Origin of the sequence: Pulveribacter sp. (assembly GCF_032079985.1) — a bacterium.
In the GTDB taxonomy this organism is placed as follows: Bacteria; Pseudomonadota; Gammaproteobacteria; order Burkholderiales; family Burkholderiaceae_C; genus Melaminivora.
In genome coordinates, this window is the sequence record NZ_DAMATK010000001.1 from 117437 (window position 1) to 141731 (window position 24295).

20 protein-coding genes are annotated in these 24295 nt (G+C 69.6%); 16 read left to right on the forward strand and 4 right to left on the reverse strand.

Translation table 11 applies throughout. From position 1 onward, the window contains the following. Positions 1-61: 61 nt before the first annotated feature. The 7 genes from RT282_RS00585 to RT282_RS00615 all read left to right on the forward strand — a co-directional run bounded on the left by RT282_RS00585 (position 62) and on the right by RT282_RS00615 (position 7691). Positions 62-928 (forward strand): ABC transporter ATP-binding protein, encoded by an 867-nt coding sequence (locus RT282_RS00585; protein ID WP_313311116.1) that lies wholly within the window; start codon positions 62-64, stop codon positions 926-928. Next, positions 925-1806 carry a branched-chain amino acid ABC transporter permease gene (locus RT282_RS00590; protein WP_409519424.1) on the forward strand — a complete coding sequence of 294 codons (882 nt, stop codon included), beginning with the start codon at positions 925-927 and terminating at the stop codon, positions 1804-1806. The genes RT282_RS00585 and RT282_RS00590 overlap by 4 nt, the downstream gene beginning before the upstream one ends. Next, complete coding sequence (locus RT282_RS00595; protein ID WP_313311118.1) at positions 1807-2844, forward strand: branched-chain amino acid ABC transporter permease; 1038 nt, start codon at positions 1807-1809, stop codon at positions 2842-2844. Between the two features lie 32 nt (positions 2845-2876). Further along, positions 2877-4064 carry an ABC transporter substrate-binding protein gene (locus RT282_RS00600; protein ID WP_313311119.1) on the forward strand — a complete coding sequence of 396 codons (1188 nt, stop codon included), beginning with the start codon at positions 2877-2879 and terminating at the stop codon, positions 4062-4064. Positions 4065-4231: 167 nt separating this feature from the next. Further along, complete coding sequence (locus RT282_RS00605; protein WP_313311120.1) at positions 4232-5053, forward strand: ABC transporter ATP-binding protein; 822 nt, start codon at positions 4232-4234, stop codon at positions 5051-5053. Then, positions 5050-6849, forward strand: coding sequence for an AMP-binding protein (locus RT282_RS00610; protein WP_313311122.1), 1800 nt, complete (start codon positions 5050-5052; stop codon positions 6847-6849). The genes RT282_RS00605 and RT282_RS00610 overlap by 4 nt, the downstream gene beginning before the upstream one ends. 59 nt (positions 6850-6908) lie before the next feature. Beyond that, the gene (locus tag RT282_RS00615; protein ID WP_313311123.1) at positions 6909-7691 is read left to right on the forward strand and encodes an enoyl-CoA hydratase-related protein; all 783 of its coding nucleotides are present in this window, start codon (positions 6909-6911) and stop codon (positions 7689-7691) included. A gap of 102 nt (positions 7692-7793) precedes the next feature. Here RT282_RS00615 and RT282_RS00620 read toward each other — a convergent pair whose 3' ends face one another. Continuing rightward, on the reverse strand, positions 7794-8048 hold the full coding sequence (locus tag RT282_RS00620; protein WP_312304564.1) for a DUF3297 family protein: 255 nt from the start codon (positions 8046-8048) through the stop codon (positions 7794-7796). A gap of 376 nt (positions 8049-8424) precedes the next feature. Here RT282_RS00620 and RT282_RS00625 point away from each other — a divergent pair, with 376 nt between their 5' ends. From RT282_RS00625 to RT282_RS00650, 6 genes are all read left to right on the forward strand, one after another. Continuing rightward, complete coding sequence (locus tag RT282_RS00625) at positions 8425-9339, forward strand: LysR family transcriptional regulator (RefSeq protein WP_313311124.1); 915 nt, start codon at positions 8425-8427, stop codon at positions 9337-9339. A gap of 108 nt (positions 9340-9447) precedes the next feature. After that, positions 9448-10431 (forward strand): tripartite tricarboxylate transporter substrate binding protein, encoded by a 984-nt coding sequence (locus tag RT282_RS00630; protein ID WP_313311126.1) that lies wholly within the window; start codon positions 9448-9450, stop codon positions 10429-10431. Between the two features lie 17 nt (positions 10432-10448). Further along, a complete protein-coding gene (locus tag RT282_RS00635; RefSeq protein WP_313311128.1) occupies positions 10449-11681 on the forward strand; it encodes a CaiB/BaiF CoA-transferase family protein in 1233 nt (410 codons plus the stop codon). 1 nt (position 11682) lies between these two features. Next, positions 11683-12828: an acyl-CoA dehydrogenase family protein gene (locus RT282_RS00640; RefSeq protein WP_313311129.1), complete on the forward strand. Its 1146-nt coding sequence runs from the start codon at positions 11683-11685 to the stop codon at positions 12826-12828. A gap of 11 nt (positions 12829-12839) precedes the next feature. Beyond that, positions 12840-13940 carry an acyl-CoA dehydrogenase family protein gene (locus RT282_RS00645; protein WP_313311130.1) on the forward strand — a complete coding sequence of 367 codons (1101 nt, stop codon included), beginning with the start codon at positions 12840-12842 and terminating at the stop codon, positions 13938-13940. After that, positions 13937-14737 carry a crotonase/enoyl-CoA hydratase family protein gene (locus tag RT282_RS00650; RefSeq protein WP_313311131.1) on the forward strand — a complete coding sequence of 267 codons (801 nt, stop codon included), beginning with the start codon at positions 13937-13939 and terminating at the stop codon, positions 14735-14737. The genes RT282_RS00645 and RT282_RS00650 overlap by 4 nt, the downstream gene beginning before the upstream one ends. Positions 14738-14744: 7 nt before the next feature. On the opposite strand, the gene RT282_RS00655 is transcribed toward RT282_RS00650, so the two are convergent. Together RT282_RS00655 and RT282_RS00660 are read right to left on the reverse strand one after the other, a co-directional pair. After that, complete coding sequence (locus RT282_RS00655) at positions 14745-15998, reverse strand: nucleoside recognition domain-containing protein (protein ID WP_313311132.1); 1254 nt, start codon at positions 15996-15998, stop codon at positions 14745-14747. A 33-nt stretch (positions 15999-16031) separates the two neighbouring features. Then, positions 16032-16988 carry a recombination-associated protein RdgC gene (locus RT282_RS00660; RefSeq protein WP_313311134.1) on the reverse strand — a complete coding sequence of 319 codons (957 nt, stop codon included), beginning with the start codon at positions 16986-16988 and terminating at the stop codon, positions 16032-16034. A gap of 211 nt (positions 16989-17199) precedes the next feature. Between RT282_RS00660 and RT282_RS00665 the strand changes: the two genes are divergently transcribed. The 3 genes from RT282_RS00665 to RT282_RS00675 all read left to right on the forward strand — a co-directional run bounded on the left by RT282_RS00665 (position 17200) and on the right by RT282_RS00675 (position 20693). Then, entirely contained in the window at positions 17200-17811 is a 612-nt protein-coding gene (locus tag RT282_RS00665) for a Spy/CpxP family protein refolding chaperone (RefSeq protein WP_313311135.1), read from the forward strand. Between the two features lie 118 nt (positions 17812-17929). Next, complete coding sequence (locus RT282_RS00670) at positions 17930-18544, forward strand: acyloxyacyl hydrolase (RefSeq protein WP_313311136.1); 615 nt, start codon at positions 17930-17932, stop codon at positions 18542-18544. Positions 18545-18902: 358 nt separating this feature from the next. Beyond that, positions 18903-20693, forward strand: a complete 1791-nt coding sequence (locus tag RT282_RS00675; RefSeq protein ID WP_313311137.1) for an SLC13 family permease — start codon at positions 18903-18905, stop codon at positions 20691-20693. On the opposite strand, the gene RT282_RS00680 is transcribed toward RT282_RS00675, so the two are convergent. Next, positions 20690-24238 (reverse strand): EAL domain-containing protein, encoded by a 3549-nt coding sequence (locus RT282_RS00680; protein WP_313311138.1) that lies wholly within the window; start codon positions 24236-24238, stop codon positions 20690-20692. The two genes, RT282_RS00675 and RT282_RS00680, sit on opposite strands and share 4 nt — an antisense overlap. Between the last annotated feature and the right edge of the window lie 57 nt (positions 24239-24295).

The window sequence follows — 24295 nt, forward strand, 5'->3', positions numbered from 1 at the left end:
GTAACCAGTCTACGTACGAGTAGAAAAAAGCCGGGTTGCGAGAAACCCGTAGAGGAGACCGATGGACACAACGCCTGCGCCCGGCGGCACCGCTCCCAGCGCGCCGCCCCTGCTGCAAGTCGACGGCGTGACGCTGGCCTTTGGCGGCGTGCGCGCGCTCTCCGGCGTGGGCTTTGCCGTGCAGCGCGGCTCCATCACCGCCGTCATCGGGCCCAACGGCGCGGGCAAGACCTCGCTGTTCAACACCATCTCGGGCTTCTATCGCCCCACGGCGGGCAGCATCCGGTTCAAGGGCCAGGACATCACCCGCGTGCCCGCGCCGCAGCGCGCACGCCTGGGCCTGGCGCGCAGCTTCCAGAACATCGCGCTGTTTCGCGGCATGACGGTGCTGGACAACATCAAGCTGGGCCGCCATGCGCATCTGAAAACCAACGTGCTGGACGCGCTGCTGTACGTCGGCCGCGCCCGGCGCGAGGAGGCCGAGCTGCGCCGCGACGTGGAGGAGCGGATCATCGACTTCCTGGAGATCGACCACATCCGCCACGCGCCCGTGGCCGCCCTGTCCTACGGCCTGCAAAAGCGCGTGGAGATGGCCCGGGCCCTGGCCATGCAGCCCGAGATCCTCATGCTGGACGAGCCCGTGGCCGGCATGAACCGCGAGGAAACCGAGGACATGGCCCGCTTCATCCTGGACGTGCGCGCCGAGTGGGGCGTGACGGTGCTGATGGTGGAGCACGACATGGGCATGGTCATGGACCTGTCGGACCATGTGGTGGTGCTGAACTTCGGCCAGGTCATCGCCAAAGGAACGCCGGCGCAGGTGCAGGCCGACCCCGAGGTGGGCCGCGCCTACCTTGGCTCGGGCGACGTGGGCGCGCTGCGCGCCAAGCTGCAGGCCGCCGCCGGCCGCACGCAGGTAGCCGCATGATGGATTGGGCCTACCTGTTCGAGATCAGCCTCACCGGCATCGCCAGCGGCGGGCTGTACGCGCTGGCGGCGCTGGCCTTCGTCATGGTCTACAAGGCCACGCGGGTGGTGAACATCGCCATCGGCGAGATGCTGATGGCCGGCGGCTACCTGTTCTTCACCTTCGCCGCGATGTGGTCCCTGCCGCTGTGGCTGGCCATCCCCGCCGCGGTGCTGGCGTGTGGCCTGCTGGGCGCGGTGATCGAGCGCACCATGATCCGCCCGCTGCTGGGCGAGCCGCCGATTTCCGCCTTCATGGTCACCGTGGGCCTGGGCTCGGTGCTCGTCGGCCTGGTGGAGATGATCTGGAGCGCCGACCAGCGCCGCCTGCCGGACTTCATGCCCACCCAGCCCATCATGATCGGCGACGCCTTCCTGGCGCCCAAGGTCTTCTGGGGCGCCGTCATCGCCGCCGTGTTCATCGCCGCCGTGCTGCTGGTGTTCCGCTTCTGGCGCGGCGGCGTGGCCCTGCGCGCCACGGCCAGCGACCAGGCGGCCGCCTACTCCGTGGGCATCAACGTGCCGCGCGTGTTCTCGCTGTCCTGGGTGGTCTCGGCCATGCTGGCGGCGGTGTCCGGGATCATCGTCGGCTCCATCGGCGGCATTTCATCGAGCATGGGCGTGTTCGGCCTGTCGGTGCTGGTGGTCGTCATCGTCGGCGGGCTGGACAGCGTGCTGGGCGCCCTGGTGGCCGGCCTGGTCATCGGCCTGGTGGAGGCCCTGGCCGGCGCCTACCTGGGCGGTGAATACAAGCTGCTGGCGACCTTCGTGGTGCTGGTGGCCATCCTGATGGCGCGGCCCTACGGCCTGTTCGGCACCCGAGAGATAGAGAGGTTGTAGATGCGCATCGGAACCCTCAAGGAAAGCTACACCGGCGACGCCGCGCTGTTCGACTCGCGCACCCAGCATGCGTGGCTGGCCGTCGCCGCCGCCGCGCTGCTGCTGTTTCCCTTCATGGCCAGCGACTACTGGCTGTACCTGGCCTGCCTGATCGCCATCAACGTGGCCAGCAGCACGGGGCTGAACATCCTCACCGGCTACACCGGCCTGGTCAGTCTGGGCCAGGCGGCCTTCATGGGCCTGGGCGCCTACACGGTGGCCATCCTGCAGGCGCGCTGGGGCACGCCGCTGCTCGTGAACCTGCTGGCCGGGGGGCTGGTGGCCATGGTGGGCGGCATGGTGGTGGGCATTCCCTCGCTGCGCGTCAAGGGCCTGTACCTGGCCATCGTGACCATCGCCGCGTCGTTCATCGCGCATTTTCTGTTCGCCAACTTCCAGCTCACCGGTGGCACGGCCGGGCTGTCCATGCAGCCGGGGCGCTTCTTCGGCATCGATCTGGACACGTCGTTTCGCCTGTACTGGCTGATCGTGCCCGTCACGCTGCTGATGCTGCTGGGCGCGGCCAATTTGTTCCGCACCCGCATCGGCCGGGCCTTCATCGCCATCCGCGACCGCGACATCTCGGCCGAGGTGCTGGGCATACCGCTCCTGCGCTACAAGCTGCTGAGCTTTGGCCTGTCCTCGTTCTACGCCGGCCTGGCGGGCGGGCTGTGGGCGTATTTCTTTCGCGTGGTCACGCCCGAGAGCTTTCCGCTGTCCATGTCGATCTTCTTCCTGGCGGCCATCATCGTCGGCGGCATGGGATCGATTCTGGGCGGCATCCTGGGCGCGGTGTTCATGACGCTGGTGCCCGAGGTGCTCAAGCTCCTGGTCGACCTGCTGCCCGGCGGCGCCGAGCTGGCCGTCTTCCTCTCGCCCGTGCGCCTGGTGGTGTTCGGCGCGCTGATCATCGGTTTTCTGGTCTTCGAGCCGCTGGGGCTCGCAGAAATGTGGCGCCGCGTGCGCCGGTTCTTCCACCTGTGGCCCTTCCGCAATTGATTGACTGACTGACTGACAACGAGGAGACAGACATGGCACAGCAACGCATTTCCCCCCGCCGCCGCCGCATCATGCTGACGGCAGCCGCCGCCGGCGCCGCCGCCCTCACCCAGCCGCTGTCCGTGCTGGCGCAGGGGGCCGAGGACATCGTCATCGGCGGCTCCATCCCCATGACCGGCGTCTTCGCCTTCGCCGGCGTGGGCATCAACGCCGGCATCCAGGATTACGTGAAGATCGTCAACGACGCCGGCGGCATCAAGGGCCGCAAGGTCAAGTACGTGCCCGAGGACACGGGCTACAAGGTCGACGTGTCGGTGGCCGCCTTCAAGAAGATCACCAGCCAGAACAAGGTCAACCTGTACTACGGCGACTCCACGGGCTTCGCCAAGACCATCAACCCCGAGCTGGACCGCAACGGCAACATCCTGATGGCCGGCGCCTCGTTCGCCACCGAGCTGAACGACCCCAAGAAGTACCCGCACCAGTTCCTCGTCGGGCCGGACTACACCGAGATGTTCGGCATCCTGCTCAAGCACATCGCCAAGGAAAAGCCCGGCGCCAAGGTGGCCTTCGTCTATTCCGACTCCGAGTTCGGCCGCGACCCCATCGACTCCAGCGAGGCCCTGGCCAAGAAGCTGGGCCTGACGGTGCCCATCAAGATCATGACCCCCGCCGGCAGCGTGGACGTGTCCACCGAGGTCATCAAGCTGCGCCGCGCCGCGCCGGACTACACCATCTTCCACGGCTACATCCTGGCGCCCATCCCCGAGTTCATCACCCAGGGCAAGCAGCAAGGCATGACCAGCAAGTGGATGGGCACCTTCTGGACCATGGACAGCTCCACCGTCATGAAGATGGGCCCGGACGGCGACGGCTTCATGGGCGTCATGCCCTTTCGCTACTACTACGACACGGAGAAGGCGCCGATGCTGGAGAAGATCCGCGCCATGCGCCCGGAGTACCAGAGCACGGCCTACATCCAGGGCTTCCTGGCCGCCATGCTGTTCCTCGAATCGGCCAAGCGCACGCTGGAGGCGAACAAGCCGCTCACGGGCGACAACCTCAAGGCCGCGCTGAACTCCATCAAGGACTTCGACACCGGCGGGCTGATCGGCGTGCCGATCACCATCAGCGGCAACTCCATTCCCGTGGGCCGCGTGTACCGCGCCGACATGAAGGCGCAAAAGATGGTTGCCGCCTCCGACTGGATAAAACTGTGAATTCGGACAACCCCCTGAGCGGCTGCGCCGCTTCCCCCTTCTCTCACGCTGCGCGTGGGAAGGGAGACGCCGCCCGTGCTGCGGGGCGGCCCTTGCACGGCGGCCCTGGCCTGGGTTGCGCCAGTTTCGCAGGCCGTGGGTAGCACCCAGCGCCATGAATTACTAACATGACCCAGCAAGCCATAGACCTGGTCCTCGAAGTCAACAACATCGAGGTCGTCTACAACAAGGTCGTGCAGGCCCTGCGCGGGCTGTCGCTGGCGGTGCCGCGCGGGCAGATCGTGGCGCTGCTGGGCAGCAACGGGGCGGGCAAGAGCACCACGCTCAAGGCCATCTCCGGCCTGCTGGCGCTGGAGGACGGGCTGCTGGCCTCCGGCCGCATCGCCTTCGACGGCCAGGACACGGCGCGCCTCGCGCCCCAGCAGCTGGTGCGCCGCGGCCTGTCGCACGTGATGGAGGGCCGGCGCGTGTTCGAGGACCTGACGGTGGAGGAAAACCTCGTCGCCTCGACCTACGCCCTCTCCGGCCGCGAAGGCGCCGCGCGACCCGACTTCAACCTGGTGTACGAGTACTTCCCGCGGCTGCACGAGCGCCGCCGGGGTCTGGCCGGCTACCTGTCGGGCGGCGAGCAGCAGATGCTGGCCATCGGCCGCGCCCTCATCGCCCAGCCGGCGCTGATCCTGCTGGACGAGCCCTCGCTGGGCCTCTCCCCGAAGCTCACCGAGGACATCTTCACCATCATCGCCCGCATCAACGCCGAGCGCGGCACCAGCATGCTGCTGGTGGAGCAGAACGCCACCGTGGCCCTGGCCGTGGCGCACAGCGGCTACATCATGGAGAACGGCAAGATCGTCATCGACGGCCCGGCCGAGCGCCTGGCGGCCGACCAGGACGTGCGCGAGTTCTATCTGGGCATGGGCGGGGCCGGCGAGGCCAAGAGCTTCAAGGACATCAAGCACTACAAACGCCGCAAGAGATGGCTGTCATGAAACTCCCCGAACTCACCCTGCCGCAGATGCTGCGCCAGCGCGCGCAGCAGGACGCGGGGCGCGTCGCCATCCGGCAAAAGGACTTCGGCATCTGGAAGCCCTTCACCTGGGCCCAGTACTACCTGCGCGCCAGCCACTTCGGCCAGGGCCTGCTGCAGCTGGGGCTGCCGCCTGGCGGGCATGTGGGCGTGATCGCCGAGAACCGCATCGAATGGGTGGTGGCGCAGATGGGCGCAGGCCTGGTGGGCGGCATCACCGTGGGCGTGTACCCGACCAGCCCCACGGCCGAGGTGGCCTACGTGGTCGGCCACGCCGACATCGAGATCATGGTCTGCGAGGACCAGGAGCAGACCGACAAGGTGCTGGAGGCCCTGCCCCGCCTGCCGCGCCTGAAGAAGATCATCGTCATGGAAACCAAGGGCCTGCGCAGCTTCGCGCCAGAGCAGCGCGCCCTGATCACCGCCTTCGCCGAAGTGGAAAAGCTCGGTGAGAGCGTGCACAGCCAGGCCCGCATCGACGAACTGCTGGCGCGCCAGCGGCTCGACGACATCGGGCTGATGATCTACACCTCCGGCTCCACCGGGGCTCCGAAGGGCGCCATGATCTCCTGGCGCAACATGCGCGGCGTGGTGCCGGGCATCGCCGAGCGGCTGCAGCTGCAGGCCGGCGCCTCGCACCTGTCCTATCTGCCGCTGTGCCACGTGGCCGAGCAGATGCTGACCACCTTCGTGCCCTTGTTCCTGGGCTGCACCGTCAACTTCGGCGAATCCATCCGCACCGTGCAGGAGGACCTGCGCGAGGTGGCGCCCAGCATGTTCCTGGGCGTGCCGCGCATCTGGGAAAAGCTGCACTCGTCCATCACCATCAAGATGCAGGAGACGGGCGCGCTGCGCCGCGGCCTGTACGCGCGCGCCATGGCCGGCTGCGCGCCGCTGGCGGACAAGCCGCGCGCGCAGTGGTCGCTCCTTGAGCGCGCGCGCTACGCCCTGCACTACGCGCTGGTGCTGCGCGCGCTGCAGAACTTCATCGGCCTGCGCAAAGCCCACGTGGCGCTGACCGGCGCCGCGCCCATCGCGCCGGACGTGGTGCGGTTCTTCCGCACCCTGGGCGTGCCGCTGATCGAGGTCTACGGCCTGACCGAATCCACCGGCATGGTCACCGGCCACCGGCTGGACCAGGTGCACATCGGCACCGTCGGCCCCGTCACGCAGGGCGTGCAGTACCGCCTGGGCGAGAACGGCGAATTCCAGATCCGGGGCGAGATGGTCTTCGCCGGCTACTACAAGAACCCCGAGGCCACGGCGCAAAGCATCGTGGACGGCTGGCTGCACACCGGCGACGTGGTGAGCGAGGTGGACGGCCAGATCAAGATCGTGGACCGCCTCAAGGACATCATGATCACCGCCGGCGGCAAGAACCTCACGCCCTCGGAGATCGAGAACACCATGAAGGCCAGCCCCTTCATCAAGGAATGCATCATCGTCGCCGACGGCCGCAAGTTCGTCGGCGCCCTGGTGCAGATCGACATGGAGACCGTGGGCAAGTGGGCCGAGGCACGGCGCATCGCCTTCACGCACTTCCGCTCGCTGGTCGAAACGCCGGAGGTGCGCCAGCTCATCGACGCCGAGATCGCCGCCGGCAACGCCAAGCTGGCCCAGGTGGCGCAGATCCGCAAGTTCCACTTGCTCACCAAAGAGCTGGACCACGACGATGGCGAAGTCACCGCCACCATGAAGGTGCGCCGCGCCAGCATCTACAAGACCTACGCCGGCGAGATCGAGGCGCTGTATTCATAAGAAAATGGCCTCCAGCGCTTGATGCACAAGCGCTGGCAGCTCACTTTTCAATAGCAAACATGACCGATACCGCCCCCCTCATCATCAGCCGCCAGGGCGCCGTAGCCACGCTGCGCTTCAACCGGCCCGCGTCCATGAACGCGCTGGACCTGCCCGCCGCCCTGGCCCTGCGCGACGCCGTGCGCGCCATCGCCCAGGACGGCGACGTGCGCGCCGTGCTGCTGCAGGGCAGCGGCCGCGCCTTCGTCGCCGGCGGCGACCTGGCCGCCCTGCGCGCCGATCCGGTCCAGGCCGCCCAGGACCTGCTCGGCCCGCTGAACGAGACCCTGCTGCTGCTGCAGGCGCTGGACGCGCCCGTCATCGCCCAGGTGCACGGCGCCGCGGCCGGCGCCGGCCTGTCGCTGATGCTGATGTGCGACTTCGTGCTGGCCGCCGAAGGCACCAAGTTCAACCTGGCCTACATCAACCTGGGAACCAGTTGCGACGTCGGCGCCTCGTGGGCGCTGCCGCGCCTGGTCGGCCTGCGCCAGGCGCTGGAGATCGCCCTGCTGGGCGAGACCTTCACCACCGACGACGCGCTGCGCCTGGGCCTGGTCAACCGCGTGCTGCCCGCCACCGAGCTGGACGCCGCCGCGCGCGCCTTCGCCGAGCGCATCGCCAGCGGCCCCACCGTGGCCTATGGCCATATGCGCCGCCTGATGCGCGCCAGCCTGGACCGCGACTTGGCCGCCCAGCTGGCCGCCGAGGCCCAGTCCTTCGACTCCTGCGCCCGCACGGCCGATCTGCGCGAGGGCATCGAGGCCTTCTTCGCCAAGCGGACGCCGCAGTTCAAGGGCGAATGACGACCGTCCGGGTGTGCCGGCCACGCCCGGCAAAGCCGTGAAAAAAGCACAGGGGGCCTCGCGGCCCCCTGTGGCTGTTGGGCGCTTGCGCGCGCTGCGCAATCACGGCTTGTAGAACGCCTCCACGCTGCCCTTGAGCGTGATCAGGAGCGGCTGCCCGCGCCGGTCCAGCGTCTTGCCCGCGGGCACCTTGATCCAGCCCTCGCTCACGCAGTACTCCTGCACGTCGAAGCGCTCCTTGCCGTTGAAGCGGATGCCGATCTCCGCCGGCTGCTGGAACACGGCGGCGGCGTGGTGCGGGCTGCGCGGGTCGATGGCGAGGCGGTCAGGCAGGGGGATCAGGGAGGCGTCGGTCACGGAAGTGTTCTCGGGGCGAGGGGGTTTCGGGGTTAATGCTATTTGATTGATAGCTTCTAGCGCTTGTCCTGCCTGGCTTTGAGCCGTTTTTCATGCTCATTCCACGCGGTGTGGACAACTGTGGGGAGATTTTCCCCGCAACCATGATGTTATCCACACCCCGGCGCCGCCCTGCAGAGTTCTCCCCAAACCGCAGCCGTCCGCCGCCACGCCTGCCCACACCCTTGGCGCCACGCCAAGCTGCTGATGCGCAAGGAAAAAACCGGCTTGCGCACAGCCTGGGCCCGGCTCTACCTACTACCACTATGTTTAAAAACCAGAAAAGGAATAAACGGCAGCGAAGCGTCGCCGGGGCACACACGGAGAATGCACGGCCATGACACTCAAGCAACTGGAGGCCTTTTACTGGGCGGCGACGCTGGGCACCTTCGCCATCGCCGCGGAGCGCCTGCACGTCACCCAGTCCACGCTGTCCAAGCGCATCGCCGAACTGGAGGACAGCCTGGGCAACGCCCTGTTCGACCGCTCCGGCCAACGCGCCCAGCTCACACCGGCCGGCACCGCCCTGCTGCCGCGGGTGCGCGCCATGCTGGACCTGGAGAACGACATCCGCGAGACGCTGGCGCGCGGCGAGGTGATCGAGGGGCGCTGCCACGTCGGCATCAGCGAGCTGTCGGCCACCACCTGGTTCCCGGCCTTCGTGGCCGCCGTGGGGCAGCAATACCCGCTGCTGCAGATCCACCCCCAGGTGGGCTTGACCAAGGAGCTGGAGCGCCTGGTGGAGCGCGGCAAGCTGGACTGCGCCGTGGTCACCGGCAGCTCCGTGTCGGCCGAACTGCACTGCGAGACCATCGCCGAGGTGGACTTTTCCTGGATGGCCTCGCCGGCGCGGCTCAAGCGCGGGACGGTGCTGGACGCCGCGCGCATGGCGCTGCACCCGGTCATCGCCTCCAGCGTGGACTCCGGCCTGGCCGAGCCGCTGCAGGCCTGGGCCACCCACGCCGGCGTTCAGCTGCGCGAGGTGCTGCCCTGCAACAGCCTGACCACCATCCTGGCCATGACGGTGGCGGGCATGGGCATCAGCTTCCTGCCGCGCCACTACGTGCAGCCCCTGGTGCGGCGCAAGATGCTGGTGGAGCTGCGCAGCGACCCGCCCCTGCCCACCATCGCCTACCGCTTCATCCGGCGCCGCGACGACACGCGCCAGCTGGTGGCCCGCATGCGCGCCGCCGTGGTGCAGGAGATCGACTTCGACATGCCCAACCCCCTGTGGTCCGCCGGTTCGGGCTGATCGGACATTCGTTTTAAGAATGTGATCTGTTGAATAAATATCGCTTATTTTCTCAACGGATTCTTCCTATGCTGCGCTCTCCAAGGACAAGAACGTACAGGAGACAGCATGGAAAAGAACTTCTTCGCACGGCTGGCCAAGGGCAGCGGCGCACTGGGGCTGGCGCTGCTGGCGTGGGCGCCGCAGGCGCATGCCGCCTGGCCGTCCGACGCGCCCATCCAGGTGGTGGTGGGCTTTGCGCCCGGCGGCACCACGGACATCATGGCGCGCACCATCGCGCCCTTCATCGCCAAACACCTGGGTGACGGGGCCAACCTGGCCATCATGAACAAGCCCGGTGCGGGCGGCGAGATCTCGGTGGCGCAGGTGATGCGCGCCAAGCCCGACGGCTACACCATCGGCATCGTCAACCTGCCGGGCTATTTCTTTTTGCCCATGCATCGCAAGACCTCCTACACCACCAAGGACCTGACCCTGGTGGCGCGGGTGGTGAGCGACCCCACCGTGGTCGTCACGCGCAAGGACGGCCCCTACACCAGCCTGCAGCAGGTGGTCGGACAGCTGAAGAAGGACCCGCAGTCGGTCTCCGGCGGGCACAACGGCATCGGCACCAACGGCCACATCGCCATGATCAACTTCGACAAGGCGGCGCAGGTCCAGATCAACTCCATCCCTTACAGCGGCAACGCGCAGCAGCGCACGGCGCTGGTGTCCAAGCAGCTGGACCTGGCATTCATGTCCGCCTCCGACATGATGAATCCCGAGGCCGAGCCCGTGCCGCTGCGCATGCTCAGCCAGTTCACGCGCAGCAAGGTCGAGCGCCTGGGCGACGTGCCTTCCTCGTTCGAGCAGGGCTATCCGGTGGAGATGACGGCCGAGCGGGGCTTCGCCGCGCCCAACAACGTGCCCGCGCCCATCCTGGCCCGGCTGCAAAAGGCCATCGAAGCGGCCATCAAGGACCCGGAATACGTGAAGGCTGCGCGCAACGACGCACCCTTCCTGTCCTACCTGGACGGCGCCAGCTGGAGCGCCGCCATCGAGCGCGAGCTGCCCGCCTACGAGGCCATCGCCAAGACGCTGCCCAAAGACTGAAGGGAAAAAGCCGAACCATGAGCGCAGCACTGTCGCATCTGCGGGTTCTCGACATGTCGAGGATCCTCGCCGGGCCCTGGGCCAGCCAGACACTGGCCGACCTGGGAGCGGAGGTCATCAAGATCGAGCGCCCCGCCAAGGGCGACGACACCCGTGCCTGGGGCCCGCCCTTCCTGAAGGACCAGCAGGGCCGCGACACCAGCGAGACCGCCTACTTCCTGTGCGCCAACCGGGGCAAGAAGTCGCTGACGCTGGACATCGCCGCCCCGGCCGGTCAGGACATCATCCGCAGACTGGCCGCGCAGAGCGACGTGCTGATCGAAAACTTTAAGGTCGGCGACCTGGCGCGCTACGGGCTGTCCTACGAGGACCTGAAGCAGGTCAACCCCAACCTGATCTACTGCTCCATCACCGGCTTCGGCCAGAGCGGCCCGTTCAGCGCGCAGGCCGGCTACGACTTCATGATCCAGGGCACGGGAGGCCTCATGAGCCTGACCGGCACACCCGATGGCATGCCGGGCGGCGGCCCGCAGAAGGTGGGCGTGCCCGTCGCCGACCTGATGACCGGCATGTACGCCACCGTGGCCATCCTGGCGGCGCTGACCCGGCGCGACCGCCAGGGCAGCGGCGGCGAGTACATCGACATGGCGCTCTTTGACTGCCAGCTGGCCATGCTGTCCAACCAGGCGCAGAACTACCTGATCTCGGGCAGCGTGCCGCGCCGCTACGGCAACGCCCACCCCAACGTCGTGCCCTACCAGGCCTTTCCCACGCAGGACGGCCACATCATCGTGGCCATCGGCAACGACTTCCAGTTCGGCAAGTTCTGCGAGGCCGCGGGTGAGCCTGCGGTGGCGCAGGACCCGCGCTTTCTCACCAACGCCGACCGGGTGCGCAACCGCCAGGCCATCGTGGCCGAGATGGAGCGCATGGTGCGCCGGCGCACCACGCAGGAGTGGCTGGAGGATCTGGGCCCGCGCGGCGTGCCCTGCGGGCCCATCAACACCGTGCAGCAGAGCTTTGCCCACCCGCAGGCCGTGCACCGCGGCATGCAGGTGGACATCGAGCACCCCGCCAACGCCCACGCCAAGGTGCCGCTGGTGGCCAACCCCATCCGCTTCAGCGAGCATCCCATCGCCTACGACCGCCCGCCGCCGCTGCTGGGCGAGCACACGCGGCAGGTGCTGCACGAGGTGCTGGGCCTGTCCGAGGGCGAGGTCCAGGCTCTCAGCGATGCGGGGGTGCTCTGACATGCTGGCCAACGCCTTCGAACCCTGCGAGCTGCCGCCCCAGGCGGACGCCCTGCGCCAGGAGATCCGGCAATTCCTGCAGGAAGCTCTGAAGGACTACCCGCGTGCCGACCGGGCGCACTCGTGGATGGGCTTCAGCATTGACTTCACCAAGGCGCTGGCCGAGCGGGGCTGGATCGGCATGACCTGGCCCGTGGAGTACGGCGGCGGCGGGCAGTCGGCGCTGTGCCGCTACGTGCTGGCCGAGGAGCTGATGGCCGCCGGCGCCCCCGTGCTGGCCCACTGGACGGCCGACCGCCAGAGCGGCCCACTGATCCTGGCCTACGGCACCGAGGCGCAAAAGCGCCACTTCCTGCCGCCCATCGTGCGCGGCGAGTCGTATTTCTGCATCGGCATGAGCGAGCCCGACTCCGGCTCCGACCTGGCCGCGGCGCGCACCAAGGCAGTGCGCGTCGAGGGCGGCTGGCGCGTCAGCGGCACCAAGCTGTGGACCACCAACGCCCACCGCTGCCACTACATGATCACGCTGGTGCGCACCACGCCTGGCTCGCAGCGCCACGAGGGGCTGACGCAGCTGATCATCCCGCTGCACAGCGAGGGCGTCACGGTGCGTCCCATCCGCGACCTGGCGGGCGAGTCGCACTTCAACGAGGTGGTGTTCGACGAGGTCTTCGTGCCCGATGACCACCTGATCGGCACCGAGGGCCAGGCCTGGCAGCAGGTCATGTCCGAGCTGGCGTTCGAGCGCAGCGGCCCCGAACGCTACCTGAGCACCGTGGCCCTGCTGGCCGAGCTGCTGCGCACGGTGGGCACCCGCCCCTCGGCGGCAGTGCAGGCCGCCATCGGCAACCTGGTGGCCCACATGGTGGTGCTGCGCCAGATGTCGCTGTCGGTGGCCGCGCAGCTGGACGCGCACCGTGACCCGGCCCTGGAGGCCGCCTGCGTCAAGGAGCTGGGCACCACGCTGGAGCAGCGCATGCCCGAGCTGATGCACACCCTGCTGGATGTGCAGCCCAGCCTGCAGGGCGACGGGGACTTTGCCCGCGTGCTGGCCTACACCATGCAGGTGGCACCCTCTTTTTCCCTTCGGGGCGGCACCCGCGAAATCCTGCGGGGCGTGATTGCGCGCGGCCTGGGGCTGCGTTAAAGGCGGCGGCGATGCGAGACCTACTGATCCAAAGCCTGGAGCGCCTGCTGGCCGACCAGTGCACCTCCGAATTCCTGCGCCACTGCGAGGAGCAGCACGGCCCCGAGCTGCCCGACGTCTGGCAGACGCTGGAGGACAGCGGCTTCGCCCTGGCGGCCGTGTCGGAGGCCGGCGGCGGCGCCGGCCTGCCCTGGAGCGACATCTATCCCCTGCTGCAGCTGATGGGCGCCCACGCCCTGCCCCTGCCGCTGGCCGAGAACCTGCTCGCGGCCGCCCTGCTCGACCAGGCCGGCATCGACCTGCCCGAGGGCGCGCTGACCCTGGGCGACGGCGCCTGCGCCGGCCTGCGCCTGGAAGGCGGCCCCGGCACGTGGCGCCTGAGCGGCAGCGTGGCACACGTGCCCTGGGCACGCCAGTGCGCCCACGTCGTCGTCGATGCACTGGACGCCCAGGGCCGGCCCTGGATCGCCCTGGTGGCGCGCGCCAGCGCGCAGCTGCAGCCTGACCTGAACGTGGCGCGCGAGCCGCGCGACCGCCTGCTGCTGGACGGCGCCGTGCCCGTGGCGGCCGCTCCCTGGCCGCAGCCAGAGTTGGCCGCACCCGTGCGCGTGCACGGCGCCATGGCCCGCAGCGCGCAGATGGCCGGGGCCATGGAGCGCATCGTGCAGACCAGCGTGCAGTACGCCGGCGAACGCGTGCAGTTTGGCAAGCCCATCGGCAAGTTCCAGGCCATACAGCAGCAGCTGGCCACGGCCGGCTGCGAGTCCGCCGCGGCGGGCGCCGGCGCGGCCTTCGCCTTCGCCCGCGCCGGCCTGCCGGGCCACCTGCTGGCCGTGGCCGCCGCCAAGCTGCGCGCCAGCGAAGCCGCCGGCCACGTCGCCTCGGTGGGCCACGGCACGCACGGCGCCATCGGCTTCACCTACGAGCACCACCTGCACTTCCTCACGCGGCGCCTGTGGTCCTGGCGCAGCGAATTCGGCAACAGCCAGTGGTGGTCGCTGGCCATCGGCCGCAGCGTGCTGGCCTCGCCCCTGCCCTTCTGGGAGCAGATCACCGACCGGCGGCAGGAGCACCTGCGCATCGACCCATCCCTCAGCCTGGAGCATCCATGAGCGGCTTCCTCTTGAACGAACGCCACGGCCCCGTCGTGGTGCTGACCATGAACCAGCCGGACAAGCGCAACGCGCTGTCCGAAGAGCACGAGATGCTCGAATTCGTCGACATGTGCGACCAGCTGGCGCGCGACACCAGCGTCAAGGCCGTGGTGCTGACGGGCGCCGGCTCGGCCTTTTCCTCGGGCGGCAACATCAAGCACATGCGCGACAAGAAAGGCTTCTCGGCCGGCTCGCCGCTGCAGATCCGCAATGCCTACCGCCAGGGCATACAGCGCATCCCGCTGGCGCTGTACGAGCTGGACATCCCCACCATCGCCGCGGTGAACGGCCCGGCCATCGGCGCCGGCATGGACCTGTCGTGCATGTGCGACATCCGCATCGCCTCCGAGCAGGCCCAGTTCGCCAGCAGCTTCGTCAAGCTGGGCATCGTGCCGGCCGACGGCGGCGCCTGGCTGCTGGCGCGCACGGTGGGCGCACCGCGCGCCATGGAGCTGATGCTGACTGGCGAGACCATCGACGCCCGGCGGGCGCAGGAGATCGGCCTGGTCAACTCGGTGGTGCCCCACGCCCAGCTGATGGAGGCGGCCCTGGCCATGGCCCACAAGATCGCCGCCAACCCCGGGCCCACGCTGCGCCTGAGCAAGAAGCTGCTGCGCGAGAGCCTGCACGCCAGCCTGGCCTCGTCGCTGGAGATGGCCGCCGCCTACCAGGCCCTGGCCCACTACACCCGCGACCACGACGAGGCGGTGCGCGCCTTTCTGGAAAAGCGCGCGCCCCGGTTCACCGGCGAATGAGCCGCCGTCAGCGCAGCAGCGCGTAGCCCACCACGATGGCCGCCACCACGCCCACCGCGTCGGCCAGCAGCGCGCAGGCCAGGGCGTGGCGGGTGTTCTTCACGCCCACGCTGCCGAAGTACACGGCCAGCACGTAGAAGGTGGTCTCGGTCGAGCCCTGAATGATGGCCGCCAGGCGCCCGGCGAACGAATCCACGCCATGCGCCTGCATCACGTCGATCATCAGGCCGCGCGCGCCGGCGCCCGACAGCACCTTCATCACGCCCACCGGCAGGGCCGGCAAAAAGTCCGTATCCAGCCCCAGCGCGGCCACGGCGGCGCCGACCGCTGCCAGCAGCGCGTCCATGCAGCCGGCGGCGCGGAACACGCCGATGGCCGCCAGGATGGCCACCAGGTAGGGAATGATCTGCACGGCCACGCCAAAGCCCTCCTTGGCGCCGTCCACGAAGGCCTCGTAGACGTTCACCCGCCGCCAGGCACCGGCCAGCACGAAGGCCAGCACCACCGCCAGGATGGTGCCCGCGCCCACGGCGGAGGTGATGCGCGCCGCTTGGCTTGCCGGCAGGCGCGCTAGCAGCGCCACCGCCGCCGCCAGCGCCCCGCCCACCCCTGCCAGGGCCAGCAGCGGCTTGGGCCGCAGCAGCGGCAGGCGCTGGCGCACGGCCACGGCCAGCACGCCGGCCAGCAGCGAGATGAAGGTCACGATCAGCGTGGGCAGAAAGATGTCCGCCGCGTTGAAGCCCGCGCCCAGGCCCTGCTGCACGGCCACACTCTGGCGGATGGCGATGACGGACGTGGGAATCAGCGTCAGCCCGGCCGTGTTCATGACCACGAACATGATCTGCGCGTCGCTGGCCGTGCCCTCGCGCTCGCGGTTCAGGCCTTGCAGCTCGCGCATGGCGGCCAGGCCCAGGGGCGTGGCGGCGTTGTCCAGGCCCAGCAGGTTGGCTGAGACGTTCATGGTGATGGCCCCCTGCGCCGGGTGGCCCTGCGGCACGGCCGGGAACAGCCGGGCCAGCAGCGGCGCGGCCAGGCGCGCCAGCAGCTGCACCATGCCGGCGCGTTCGCCCACGCGCATCAGGCCCAGCCACAGGGCCATGATGCCGGCCAGGCCCAGCGAGATCTCGAAGCCCGAGCGCGCGCCGTCGAACAAGGCTTTCAGCAGCGCGCCGAAGATCTCCGGTTCGCCCAGCCAGGCGCGCACCGCGGCCGTGGCGATGGCCGTGGCGAACAGGCCGATCCACACCCAGTTCAGCGCCATCGGTGGACCGCCGCTTCAGTGAGACAGGGTTTTTTAGAACGGGGCGTCGTCGTCGCCGGCCGCAGGGGCCGTCGCGGACACGGGCGCGGGTGCGCTCAGGCCGGTACGGCCCTCGCCGCCCAGCGCCTCCACCAGGTCGGCGATCAGGCGCGACAGCTCGCCGGTGGCGATCGCCACGTCGGCATCGAAGCCGCCGTCGTCCTGCGCCTGACCCTCCAGCACCGTGTCCAGCAGCGCCACCTTTTTGAGCTGCAGGCCCTCGGTCAGCACGAAGCTCACCCGGCCGTCCCAGCTCATGGCCAGCTTGGTGGGCAGCTTGCCGGCCTCGATGTGGGCGCGCACCTCGTCGATATCGAGCGGGTGGCGGGCGTAGCGCACCACCGCCTTGTCCTCGGCGGCGCTCTTGAGCTCGCACTCGCGGTCGATTGAAAAGCCCGCCGGCGGCTCCTGCTCGCGCAGCCAGTGGGCCATGGCGGCCTGCGGGCTGGTCTGGGTGTCCACCAGCGCCAGTGACAGGCCGGGCAGGGCCTCCACCAGCGCCGTGGTGATCTCGTCGGCCCGGCCCTGGCTGCCGGCGTCAATCACCAGGGTGCGCGCCTCGCGGTCGATCCACACCCAGGTCGAGCCCTGCTTGGTGAAGGCCATGGGCAGCAGATCCAGCTTGGCCTCGTCCTTGAGTTCGCGCGACTCCTTCTTGCCGGGCTTGCGGCCGGTCTCGCGCTCGATGCGCTCGGCCTTTTCCTTCACCTTGCGCGCCAGCACGGCGCCGGGCAGCACCTTGGCCTCGCTCTGCCAGCGCAGCACCCACTGGCCGGCCACGCTCTCGGCCAGCGGGCCGTGGGCCTCGCCGCGCGGGGGCACCCAGCCGGCGCTGCGCTCCTGCGTCGCGCCGCATTCCGCGAACGGGGTCTTGGCCAGCGCTTCCTCCACGGCGGTGAGGTCGGGCTGCCAGCCCTGGGCAATGCGGTAGACGATGATGTTCTTGAACACGTTTTCAGCTTTCCTACTATCGAAAAATGAGCTGCTGGCGCCTGTCCCATAACGGCTGGAGGCCGATTTGACCCATAAACGCGCGGCAGCGGGGCCGCAGCCTGGCTGCAACTTTACACAGGCGCAGCATTGCCACACGGGCGCGAAACACCCGCCGCGCACACTGGCCTCCATCGCAGCACTTCGCTGCCATCCTGGAAGGAGAGCCCTCATGACCCGTACCCGCACCACCCTCGCCGCCGCCGCCTGCGCCACCCTGCTGGCCCTGGCCGGCACCCCTGCCATGGCCCAGACCGCGGCCCCCGCCAGCGCCACGGCAGCCGCCACCAGCCAGACGGCCGACGCCGCGCCGCAAGCCCGCCAGCGCCACGCCATGACGCCCGAGCAGCGCCAGCAGGCCCGTGCCCAGCGCGCCGAGGCCTTCAAGCAAAAGCTCGCCCTGACGCCCGCGCAGGAGCCCGCCTGGGCCGCCTTCCAGCAGGCCATGCAGCCCGGGCAGCAGCACGCCCGCCTGGACGGCGGCCAGCGCCAGGACTGGAAGCAGCTGACCACGCCCGAGCGCATCGACCGCATGCGCGCCCTACAGGCGCAGCGCGCGGCCGCGTTCGACCGGCGCGCCGAGGCCGTGAAGACCTTCTACGCCACGCTCAACGCCGAGCAGCAAAAGACCTTCGACGCCGAGGGCAGCCGCATGATGGCGCGCTTCGGCAAGGGCGGCCGCCACGGCATGCACGGCCACAAGGGCATGCACCATGGCGAACACCACGCCCAGCACCGCGGCGACCAGAGCGTGCCGCAGCAGCAGCAGCCTATGCCGCAGTAAACCGTCAGGCAGGGCCGGCCGCAGCTTGCCGGCCACCCCGCGCGGCGCCCGCCTACACGGCTGCACAGGGGAGCAGCCCTACAGTGGTTACATATTTTTATAACCACAAGCGCACGCCATGTTCCTGCCTGCTTTTTCCCTTCAGCGCCGCCCGTTTGCACACCGCACGGGCGGCGTTCTTGCGTTGCTGTTCGTCCTGGCCTCCGCCCAGCCGGCGCTGGCCCAGCAGCCGCCCTCCGGCACACCCGCCGCAGCGGACACGCCCTCGGTCTACGTGCAGGCCGGCCGCGCCCGCGGCGACACCGACGCGCTGACGCTGGGCGTCACCCTGCCCTGGCGCTCCTTTCAGCACGAACTGTGGGGCGGCCAGCTGCGCGGCTACTGGGATATCTATCTGAGCCGCTGGTCCTACGACGCCGCGCCCGGCCGGGGCGGGCACAGCACGCTGCTGGGCATCACGCCCACGCTGCGGCTGACACCCGACCACGGCCGCTCGGCCCTGTTCTGGGAGGCGGGCATCGGCGCCACCTATGCCGACAAGCGCTACGTGACGCCGGACCGCGAGTTCAGCACGCGCTTCAACTTCGCCTCGCACCTGGGCGTGGGCCTGCAGTTCGGCGAGCGGCGCCAGCACGAGCTGGCGCTGCGCGTGCAGCACGTCTCCAACGCCGGCATCAAGAAGCCCAACCCGGGCAACAACTTCGTGCAGCTGCGCTACGCGATGCACTTCTGACCTGCCGCGGCGCCGCCTGTGGACAAGCCTGGGGAGGGCTGTCTGGCAACCCGGCGCTTATCCACAGGCCGGGGCCGGCGCGCCAGGTTGTACCCAATCCGGGTACGCCGCGGAAGCACAGCGGGGCACAGCCTTGGCGCATGCGCAAGTACGCGCCGCCATTGGAGAAAAGCCGCTTTTCCACAACCAGCGCCGGCCTCTACTACTACCACTATGTATTGATAGAACCATTAAGGAATAACAGGCAGGCGTAGCGGGCGACGCCAGCATGCCGGCCCTGACGCTCCTGTTTTTATAGCTTGCAGCGCTTGCTACACAAGGGCTGAAGCCGTTTTTCATTCATATTCAGGCCCAACCCATGACGGTGCAGATTGCCCTGGTGCTGACCATCGCCGCGGTGGCGACCTATCTGTTCATCAGCGAAAAGCTGCGCATGGACATCGTGGCCCTGCTGGTACTGCTGGCCCTGGCGCTGACGGGGCTGGTCACGCCGGGCGAGGCGCTCAGCGGCTTCAGCAACGAGGCCACCATCACCGTGGCGGCCATGTTCATCCTGGCCGCCGGCATCGAGAACACCGGCGCCCTGTCGGCCATCGCCCGGCTGCTGGGCAAAAGCCGCTCGCCCACGGTGTTTCTGCTGGTGCTGTTCGGGCTGCTGGGGCTGATTGCCCCGTTCGTCAGCAACACCGCGGTGGTGGCGGTGTTCATCCCCATCGTCATCAGCGCCAGCATGCACATCGGCATGTCGCCCACCAAGGCGCTGATCCCGCTGTCCTACGTGTCGCAGATGACCGGGGTGTGGACGCTGATCGGCACCTCCACCAACCTGATCGTCAACTCGGTTGCCAAGGACCTGGGGCACCGCGGCTTCACCATGTTCGAGTTCCTGCCGCTGGGCCTGATCTGCTGGCTGGCCGGCTGCCTGTACCTGCTGACGCTGGGCCGCTGGCTGCTGCCCAGCCAGGGCCAGTCGGACCTGCCGGCGGCGCAGGAGTCCGGCCACTACGTGACCGAACTGACGGTGGCCGAAGACTCCGCCTGCCTGGACCAGACGCTGGAGCAGGCCGACATCGGCAGCAAGTACAAGGCCTACGTGCTGCAGCTGTGGCGCGGCAGCGAGCGCATGTGGGCCCCCAAGGCGCAGCAGCTGCAGCAGGGCGACGTGCTGCTGGTGCGCGGCCGCTGGTCGCAGCTGGAAAAGCTCAAGGAGGACCTGGGCCTGCAGTACCACCGCCGGCCCGCGGCGCAGCGCGGCGGCGGCCAGGACAAACCCCAGGATGAGACCGAGCGCGAGAAGGAGCTGATGGTGGAGGTCATGGTCGCCCCCAATTCGCCCCTGCTGGGGCGCAGCATCCAGGCCCTGGACCGGCGCCTGCCGCGGCACCAGGCCATCCTCGGCATACAGCGGCGCGGCCAGATCATCCGCGACCACCTGGACGGCGTGCGCCTGGCGGTGGGCGACATCCTGCTGGTGCTGATGCGCGAGTCCGACGTCGGGCGGTTGCGCAGTACCAACGCCATCATCGTGCTGTCCGAGCGCACCGCGCCTCTGCCGCGGGATTGGCGCGCCACCTTCGCGCTGGCCGTCATGGCGCTGGTGGTGGTCAGTGCCGCGCTGGGCTGGACCAGCATCGCCATCTCCGCCCTGGCCGGCGCCGTGGCGCTGGTGCTCACGCGCTGCGTGGACGTGGACAACCTGTATGACGCCATCGACGGGCGCATCCTGCTGCTCATGGCCTGCCTGCTGCCCCTGGGAACGGCCGTGAGCAGCAGCGGCGCGGCGCAGTTCATCGTCGACAACACCGTCGGCCTGGCCAGCAGCTGGGGCCCGCACGTGGTGCTGGCGGTGCTGTACCTGATGGCGCTGGTGCTGGGCGAGCTGATGAGCAACGCGGCCGCGGCAGTGCTGCTCACGCCGATCGCCATCTCAACCGCGCGGCTGGTGGATGCCGACCCCACGCCCTTCCTGATCGCGGTGACGTTCTCGGCCTCCACGAGCTTTCTAACCCCCGTGGGCTACCAGACCAACACCATGGTCTACAGCGCCGGCGGCTACCGTTTCTCGGACTTCGTCAAGGTGGGCGGGCCGCTGAACCTGATCTTCTGGGTGGCCGGGGTAGTGTTCATCCCGGTCTTCTGGCCGTTCTAGCGGGCAGGCGTGGCCAGGCGGCCCTGTAGCCACTGCTCCAGCTGGTCGGCGGGCAGCGGGCGGCTGAACAGGTAGCCCTGGAACAGCGTGCAGCCCGCGCTGGCCAGCCAGTCGCGCTGCTCCATCGTCTCCACCCCTTCGGCGATGGCCTGCAGGTCGAGGCTGGAGGCCAGGGCGATGATGGTGCGCACGATGGCCGCGTCGCTGGCGTCCTGCAGCAGATCGCGCACGAAGCTCTGGTCGATCTTGAGCTGCGCCAGCGGCATGCGCTTGAGGTAGGCCAGCGACGAGTAGCCGGTGCCGAAGTCGTCCAGCGAAAACCCCACGCCGTGCGCGCGCAACGCCTCCATGGTGGCGATGGTGGCCTGCATGTCCTCCACCAGTAGGCTCTCGGTCAGCTCCAGCTTCAGGCGGTCGGCCGGCGCGCCGGTCTGGGCCAGGGCCTGCACCACCTCCTGCACGAAGCCGGCATCGCGGAACTGCCGCGAACTGACGTTCACCGCCATGGTCAGGTGCTCCCAGCCCGCCCGGTCTTTCCAGTCGGCCAGCTGCGCGCAGGCCGTGTGCAGCACCCAGCGGCCCAGCGGCAGGATCAGGCCCGTCTCCTCGGCCAGCGGGATGAAAGCGGCCGGCGAGACCATGCCGCGCTGGGGGTGAGCCCAGCGCGCCAGCGCCTCCACGCCCAGGATGTGGCCGCAGACGTCCACCACCGGCTGGTACACGAGCAAAAATTCGCCCTGCGCCAGCGCTTCGCGCAGGTCCGCCTCCAGCTGCGCGCGCTCGGCCACCGCCTCCTGCATGGCCGGGTCGAAGAAGCGCAGCGTGTTGCGCCCGGCCGTCTTGGCCTCGTACATGGCCATGTCGGCCTGCTTGAGCAGCTCGCCCACGGTGGTGGCCGGGCCGGGGCCGAACAGGGCGATGCCCACGCTGGGCGTGCTGCGCACCTGGTAGCCCGCCAGGGCGTACGGCGCGCCCAGGGCGGCCAGCACCTTCTCGCCCATCTGCCGCGCGGCCTGGCAGCGCGGCTCGCCCTGGCCGCTGAGCGCCTGCACCAGCACGACGAACTCGTCGCCGCCCAGGCGCGCCACGGTGTCGGTGGGGCGCACGCAGCCGGACAGGCGCTGGGCCACGATCTGCAGCAGCTGGTCGCCCTTGTCGTGGCCCAGGGTGTCGTTCAGGGTCTTGAAGTTGTCCAGGTCGATGAACAGCAGCGCGCCGCCGCTGCCCTGCCGCTGCGCCAGCGCCAGGGCGTCGCCCATGCGCTCGAGCAGCTGCAGCCGGTTGGGCAGGCCGGTGAGCGGATCGAAGAAGGCCAGGCGCTGGATCTCACGCTCGCTGGCCTTGCGCTGGCGGATGTCGGTGTTGATGGCCAGCACCGACTGCGGCCGGCCCTGCTCGTCGCGCACCAGCGTCCAGCGGCCCTCGGCCTCCAGCGCCTGGCCCTGGCGGTCGTAGTGGATCAGCTCGCCGCTCCAGCTGCCCTCGCGCATGAGCACCTCCATGGCGCGCTCGAACTGCGCCTGGTCGCGGTACAGCAAGGTGGTGATGCGCTGGCCCAGCGCCTCCTCGCCGCGCCAGCCGTACATGCGCTCGGCGCCGTGGTTCCAGTAGGTGATGCGGTGCTCCAGGTCGCGCACCAGGATGGCGTCGCCCGCCTTGTCCAGCAGCGAGGCCTGGCGCAGGATGTGGGCGTCGGCTTCCTGGCGCTCCAGCTCGGCCGTGGCGCGGGCGGCGAAGATCTGCAGCATGTGCACCACGAACTGCGCCTGCTCCAGCGCCCGCGTGAAGGCCACGAACAGGATGCCCAGCGCCCGCCCCCGGCTGTCCGTGAGTTGCTGGCCCACGTAGCTGCGCGCATGCGCCAGCGCCAGGATGGGCGCGCGCGGGTACAGCTCGGCGGCGCGGTCGGCCACCACGAACTGGCGGTGCACCAGCAGCTGTTCGCTGGGCGTGCCCTCCAGCAGGTATTCGCCCGGGGGCTGCACCTGGTCCTGGTGCACGTAGGACAGTGTCACGGCCCGCGTCGGCTGGCCCTCGGGCACCGGCACGAAGCGCGCCACGCAGGCGATGCGCGCGCCCAGGGCCTTGGCCATGTTGCCGGCCAGCTGGTCGAAGAACTGCGTGCCCATGCCGGCCGAGACGGCCGAGGCCACCTGCAGCAGCGCCGACTGCAGGCGCTGCTGCTCGGCGCGGGCGCGCAGGCCCTGGATGCCGAAGGCCAGGTCGGCGGCCAGCGCTTCCAGCAGCTGGGTCTCCTCGGTGCCGATGTGCAGCACCTCCGGCGCGTACAGATACAGCAGGCCGAAGGTGTGGTCCTCGCTCTTGAGCGGCAGGCAGACCATGGCGGCAAAGCCCAGGTGCGCCAGCTCGGCCGTGCGCGGGTGGGCCTGGCCGTCGGCGCCCAGATCGCGCACGATCACCGTCTGGCCGCTGCGCACCGCCTTGCCGGCCGGTCCCCGGCCTGCCTCGTGCGTGTGCGACCAGCTCAGGCGCAGCTGCTCCAGGTGCTGCGCGTGCTGCCCGGCGCGCGCCACGATGTCGATGCTGCGGGCGGCGTCGCTGCGCACCATGCCGACCCAGCCCAGGGCGTAGCCGCCCATGTCGACCGCCACGCGGCAGATGGCGTGCAGCAGCTCGTCCTCGGACGTGGCGCGCACCAGCACCTGGCTGCAGGCGCTGCGCATGCGCCGGGCGCGGTTCACGCGGGCCAGCTCGTCCTCCATGCGGCAGCGCTCGGTCACGTCGCTGGCCAGCACCTGCCAGGCGGCGCGGCCGTCGAAAGTGGTCGGGCCCAGCACCACCTCCACGTCGATGGGGGCGCCGCTGCGCCGCTGGTGGCGCCACAACGTGGGCGCGCGCGTGCGCCCGGCGCGGTCCACGGCGTCCGGCACGTCGGCGCGCCGTGCCGGTGGCCACAGCGCCGCCATGTCCATGGCCAGCAGGGACTCCTCGGCGTAGCCGTAGTGGCGCGCCATGGCGTGGTTCACGGCCAGCAGGCGCAGACTGCCCTGCTCGCACACCCACATGGGCTGGGCATGGCCGGAAAACAGTGCCTGGTACTGGTGCTCGGAGGCGCGCAACCGGGCGTCCACCCGGCGCAGCTCGAGCATCGCGGCCAGCGACTCGGCCAGGATGTGCAGGTGCTCCAGCCGGGGTGGCGCGAAGGCCTGTCCGGGCGGCGCCAGCACCTGCAGCAGGCCCACCAGCTGCCCGTTGGCCACCAGCGGCGCGGCCACGAAGGCGCGCCCACCGCTGTCGCCCAGAACGTGCGCAGGCGCATCTAGCAGCCGCTGCCACAGGGGGTGGGTGTCCAGCGCCCGCAGGCTGCCGACGGCGGGCAGCGGGGCGGGTCCGGTGCAGGCAGCCACGCGCAGCTGCCGGCCCTCGCGCAGCTCGATCAGCGCCGCCTGGCCGCCGGCCAGCTGGCAGGCCACGCCCGCGGCGCGGTCCAGGGCCTGCTCCAGCGGCTGCTCCAGCAGGGTGATCTGCTGCTGCACCTGCAGCAGCAGGGCGTGTGCCTGCGCTTCGTCGTGATCGCGGCTCATGGCCCTGCCTCGGCTGCGCCGGCCCGTGCGCGGCGGGCCCGTGCGGTCGCGGGGCAA

Coding starts and splice junctions, on each gene's coding strand:
- RT282_RS00640 (WP_313311129.1), top strand. CDS start 11,683: ATGCTGGCCAACGCCTTCGAACCCTGCGAGCTGCCGCCCCAGGCGGAC.
- RT282_RS00625 (WP_313311124.1), top strand. CDS start 8,425: ATGACACTCAAGCAACTGGAGGCCTTTTACTGGGCGGCGACGCTGGGC.
- RT282_RS00630 (WP_313311126.1), top strand. CDS start 9,448: ATGGAAAAGAACTTCTTCGCACGGCTGGCCAAGGGCAGCGGCGCACTG.
- RT282_RS00675 (WP_313311137.1), top strand. CDS start 18,903: ATGACGGTGCAGATTGCCCTGGTGCTGACCATCGCCGCGGTGGCGACC.
- RT282_RS00645 (WP_313311130.1), top strand. CDS start 12,840: ATGCGAGACCTACTGATCCAAAGCCTGGAGCGCCTGCTGGCCGACCAG.
- RT282_RS00615 (WP_313311123.1), top strand. CDS start 6,909: ATGACCGATACCGCCCCCCTCATCATCAGCCGCCAGGGCGCCGTAGCC.
- RT282_RS00650 (WP_313311131.1), top strand. CDS start 13,937: ATGAGCGGCTTCCTCTTGAACGAACGCCACGGCCCCGTCGTGGTGCTG.
- RT282_RS00600 (WP_313311119.1), top strand. CDS start 2,877: ATGGCACAGCAACGCATTTCCCCCCGCCGCCGCCGCATCATGCTGACG.
- RT282_RS00670 (WP_313311136.1), top strand. CDS start 17,930: ATGTTCCTGCCTGCTTTTTCCCTTCAGCGCCGCCCGTTTGCACACCGC.
- RT282_RS00585 (WP_313311116.1), top strand. CDS start 62: ATGGACACAACGCCTGCGCCCGGCGGCACCGCTCCCAGCGCGCCGCCC.
- RT282_RS00595 (WP_313311118.1), top strand. CDS start 1,807: ATGCGCATCGGAACCCTCAAGGAAAGCTACACCGGCGACGCCGCGCTG.
- RT282_RS00610 (WP_313311122.1), top strand. CDS start 5,050: ATGAAACTCCCCGAACTCACCCTGCCGCAGATGCTGCGCCAGCGCGCG.
- RT282_RS00680 (WP_313311138.1), bottom strand. CDS start 24,238: ATGAGCCGCGATCACGACGAAGCGCAGGCACACGCCCTGCTGCTGCAG.
- RT282_RS00605 (WP_313311120.1), top strand. CDS start 4,232: ATGACCCAGCAAGCCATAGACCTGGTCCTCGAAGTCAACAACATCGAG.
- RT282_RS00665 (WP_313311135.1), top strand. CDS start 17,200: ATGACCCGTACCCGCACCACCCTCGCCGCCGCCGCCTGCGCCACCCTG.
- RT282_RS00590 (WP_409519424.1), top strand. CDS start 925: ATGATGGATTGGGCCTACCTGTTCGAGATCAGCCTCACCGGCATCGCC.
- RT282_RS00635 (WP_313311128.1), top strand. CDS start 10,449: ATGAGCGCAGCACTGTCGCATCTGCGGGTTCTCGACATGTCGAGGATC.
- RT282_RS00655 (WP_313311132.1), bottom strand. CDS start 15,998: ATGGCGCTGAACTGGGTGTGGATCGGCCTGTTCGCCACGGCCATCGCC.